At 61.1% G+C, this 3,620-nt stretch carries 4 protein-coding genes; 3 read left to right on the top strand and 1 reads right to left on the bottom strand.

What is annotated here, in order from left to right:
- On the bottom strand, positions 1–1,655 hold a 1,655-nt coding region (locus ABJK70_RS21830), incomplete at its 3' end, for an SIR2 family protein (RefSeq protein ID WP_347259119.1).
- Between the two features lie 425 nt (positions 1,656–2,080).
- Here ABJK70_RS21830 and ABJK70_RS21835 point away from each other — a divergent pair.
- From ABJK70_RS21835 to ABJK70_RS21845, 3 genes are all read left to right on the top strand, one after another.
- Complete coding sequence (locus ABJK70_RS21835) at positions 2,081–2,278, top strand: type II toxin-antitoxin system VapB family antitoxin (protein ID WP_347259120.1); 198 nt, start codon at positions 2,081–2,083, stop codon at positions 2,276–2,278.
- A complete protein-coding gene (locus ABJK70_RS21840) occupies positions 2,275–2,664 on the top strand; it encodes a type II toxin-antitoxin system VapC family toxin (protein ID WP_347259121.1) in 390 nt (129 codons plus the stop codon). The genes ABJK70_RS21835 and ABJK70_RS21840 overlap by 4 nt, the downstream gene beginning before the upstream one ends.
- A gap of 365 nt (positions 2,665–3,029) precedes the next feature.
- Positions 3,030–3,620: DUF6513 domain-containing protein (locus tag ABJK70_RS21845; protein ID WP_347259122.1), on the top strand; the 591-nt coding region annotated here is incomplete at its 3' end.

Consider the following 3,620-nt stretch of genomic DNA (forward strand, 5'->3'; position numbering starts at 1 on the left):
GGTTCGTCCGCACTTTCTTCTTCATCGCCCCAGCGAAACGGCTTCTTCAAGGCCACCTGGGGTGCGAGCAGCTCGCGCAACTCCAGGCGCAGCGTGGTGGTCAGCCCCTCCCGCTTCAGCCGATCTTTCCAGCGATAGAGATCGGGGTCGTGCCACGATGATTTCACCCGGCCGCTGAGCAGCAGGCGCCACAACGTGCGCATCAAGAGGCCAGGAATAGCCTTGGGCGCCTGCGAGCGGATTTCATCCAGTTCGGCGGTCTTGCCGTCACGCTCCAGCGAGGCCAGACGATCCAGCTCGTGCTCGATCAGCCATAGCCATCGATCGTGCATCCGGCCGCCACGTTGCGCAATCCAGAGGATCAGCCTCGGGTCATCCAGATGGCGCGTGAGCCAGCGGGCCAGATGAAACATCGCGTCGTCCCACTGGCTACCGACGACACCACCGGAAGCCAGCAGCATCGGCGGCGCACGGTCATAGGGCGCAGGCCGGCGAATCAGGCTGAAGCGCAGTTTGGCGTCTGTCTCGTCGCGCGGCGGCACGTCGAAGCGGGGCAGATCGCGGTGACGAAAGCGCTCGTCCGAGAAGGCCTCCAGCAACCAGTCCAGCGATGGGACAGGGTTGAAGTCGGCAAAACGCTTGGCCGGCAGCCCAGACTTATCCGCCAAGACCCACAACATCCGGCCCACAAAATCGTCCTGTTGTGTGCTCGCCGAAGGCCGTGCTAGGGCATGACTGACGACGATGCGCTCTTTGCCTAGTGCGCCATCGCGGTATATGTCCGCCCAAGCGTGCAGGGTTTGGTGCAGCGCTGAATGGCCATTGCTGGCGGTGTGTACGTGGTAAAGGATGGGTGTAACGCCCTTGGCTTTCCACTCGATGGTCTTGCCACGCTCCTGCCCTGGCTCGCAATCGGCCAGCGCCCAGGCCTGCGGCGTGACTTCGCCCAGCATCCGGTCGGCGGCCAGAGCATCCATCATGTAGCGCAGCACCGGGTCGTTGATGCTATAGCCCACGAAGCAGACCACGTAGTTGCGGAACAGCTCGCTCACGAAGCGAGCAGCCCAGCGTTCGGTCAGATAGGCCAGGCCGAAATCGCCACTGGTGACCACCAGACGGTTCAGGGCCGTGTCGTCCGCCTTCTCGGGCAGCAGGCCGTGCAGGTAGACCAACCCATTCCAGCGGCTGTTCTTCGGGATAGGCAACATCGGCGCTGCATAGGCCTGGAAGGCTTGGCCCGTGCGTTTGGCCGCCGCATGAAAGACGCGGTCGAAGTTGGTAGTGACCAGCCGCAACGCGCCCTCACGGCTGCGGCCGAGCCTCAACAGCGCTGCCTGAGTATCAGTGGCGCCCTTGCGGCGCAGCTTCGGTTTCAGTGCCTGTGCCAGCGCACGGCGAACAGCCAGACGTTGCCCCGGCAGGCGCCTCTCAAGCAGGTCGAGCGTGGCATCGAACTGCCCACGGTCTGAGGACTCGCGCTCGATGTCCGTAGGCGCGGTACCGTTCAGCCGGTAGATCTCCTCCACCAGCCCCTTGAAGCCCGGCAGGCCGGCAGGGTACGAGATACCTGCACCGCAGAAAAACACCACACGTCCTTCCTCGTGCGCCTGCAAGAGCGCATCCGGAATATCAGGACCGTGGGTGATGAATTGCATTCCTTCAGCTTCCTACCCAGCGCGCACGTGCATGCGAGCAACTGAGATCTCAGAGGGTCTAACAAATAATTGAGCGGTTTCTGTTTATCATCCGCGATGCTTTTACCAAACATCCTCCCGCCAGACAACGCGCCCTCGATTTTCATGGTGTATCCTTCTGTCTATTGTCCCGTACCGTAAGATAGGCTGATCTGGATATCCCCGCCAGCTGGTCCCTCCCACCGAGTTGTCCCATCGCTACGAAGCCCTGCTCCTGCAACAGGGCATCGCAAGTCAGCCCAGCCCGCCCTCGAAGATTAGGGTCAGTTCTCATATTCCAGCATGCTGGAATATGAGAACTGACCCTAATCTACAATCCAAAGGGTACCGACACCAACCTTCGCATCTATAATTGCATCATTCGATGCTCCGTTTGTGGTGATGCGATGCGAACAACCGTAACCCTCGATGATGCACTCCTCAGCCAAGCCGAACGTCTGAGTGGCCTGAAAGATCGTGGTGCGCTTTTGAAGGAAGCGCTTCGGGCACTCATCGAACGGGAAAGTGCCCGCCGGCTCATTCGGCTGGGCGGCACGGAGCCGCAGCTCAAAGACATTCCCCGACGCCGAGAGCCCGCTGAGTGATTCTGGTCGATACCTCAATCTGGATCGACCATCTGCGATCCGGCAACGCCCATCTCGCCGGGCTTCTCGAACGCGATATAGCGGCGATCCACGACTTCGTCATTGGGGAAATCGCCTGCGGCAATCTCAAAAACCGCCAGGAAATCCTCTCGTTGCTGTCCGCTCTGCCGAAATGCGAACCAGCGACCCATGAGGAAGTGCTGTTCTTCATCGATCGGCATCGCTTGATGGGGCGAGGCATCGGTTACGTCGATGCCTGCCTGCTCGCGGCGGCAACGCTGTCCGGCGCCCGACTTTGGACCGGAGACAAGCGGCTGGCCGCCATCGCCGAGAATATAGGGTGCGCCTATCAACCGAAAGCTGAACAGGCTGGCGGAAAACAATAAGCCACGGGAGACAGTGGGCAATGCCGTTAAGTTAAGGCGAATGACGTCACCCCGACAGGGAATGCCGGGGTCCAGAAGCCATGGATGGCAGAGGCTTGTCACTTCCCTGTGCTCTGGATTCCGGCAATCCCTGCCGGAATGACGAGTTAACTTAACGGCATTGAGGCAATGGGTCGGCGCGTCTGCCCTGCATACATGGGCATCGACCTTCAATTCATCCCCGCCTCACTCCTCCGGGAGCATTTTCCGGAGCGTCGCGACGCTCCGGAGTGCCGAGAGCTTTCGACGGACCTCATTCCGATCTTTGTTATAATCCCGCGGTCCAATCCCCTAACACCGCCGTCCACCACCTTCCCCACCCTTAAATGCCCGAGCACATCCTGTTTCTCACCGGCAAGCTGGCGGAAAAGCAGTTGCGCCGCACTCTCGAGGAGATGGAGCCGGAGTTCGGGTATACCGTGCATCAGCTGGGGCTGACGGTGGCGGCGCTGATGACGGCGGACATGATTCGGCGGCGGCTCAAGGACACCTTCGGGGCCGACCGGGTGCTGGTGCCGGGGCGCTGCCGGGGCGATCTGGAAGCCTTGTCGAAGGACATGGGCATTTCCATCGAGCGCGGGCCGGAAGAATTGCACGATCTGCCGGAGTTTTTCGGCAAGAAGAAGAAAAAGCCGGACATCGGCCGTTACGAACTCCGCATCTTCGCGGAAATCGTCGACGCGCCCCGGATGGACATCGACGGCATTCTGCGCCAGGCGCGGGACTACCGGAAGGACGGGGCCGACGTGATCGATGTCGGCTGTTTGCCGGAGACGCCGTTTCCGCATCTGGAGGAAGCGGTCCGCGCGCTCAAGGCCGAGGGATTTCAGGTCAGCGTCGATTCGCTGGAAAACGACGATCTGCTGCGGGGCGGCACGGCGGGCGCCGATTTTTTGCTCAGCCTGCATGAAGAAACG

This window comes from Methylocaldum sp. (genome assembly GCF_039794385.1).
Lineage (GTDB): Bacteria > Pseudomonadota > Gammaproteobacteria > Methylococcales > Methylococcaceae > Methylocaldum.

Bases quoted from the DNA above. Each gene is read 5' to 3' on its own strand.
- ABJK70_RS21835 (WP_347259120.1), top strand. From the start codon at position 2,081: ATGCGAACAACCGTAACCCTCGATGATGCACTCCTCAGCCAAGCCGAA.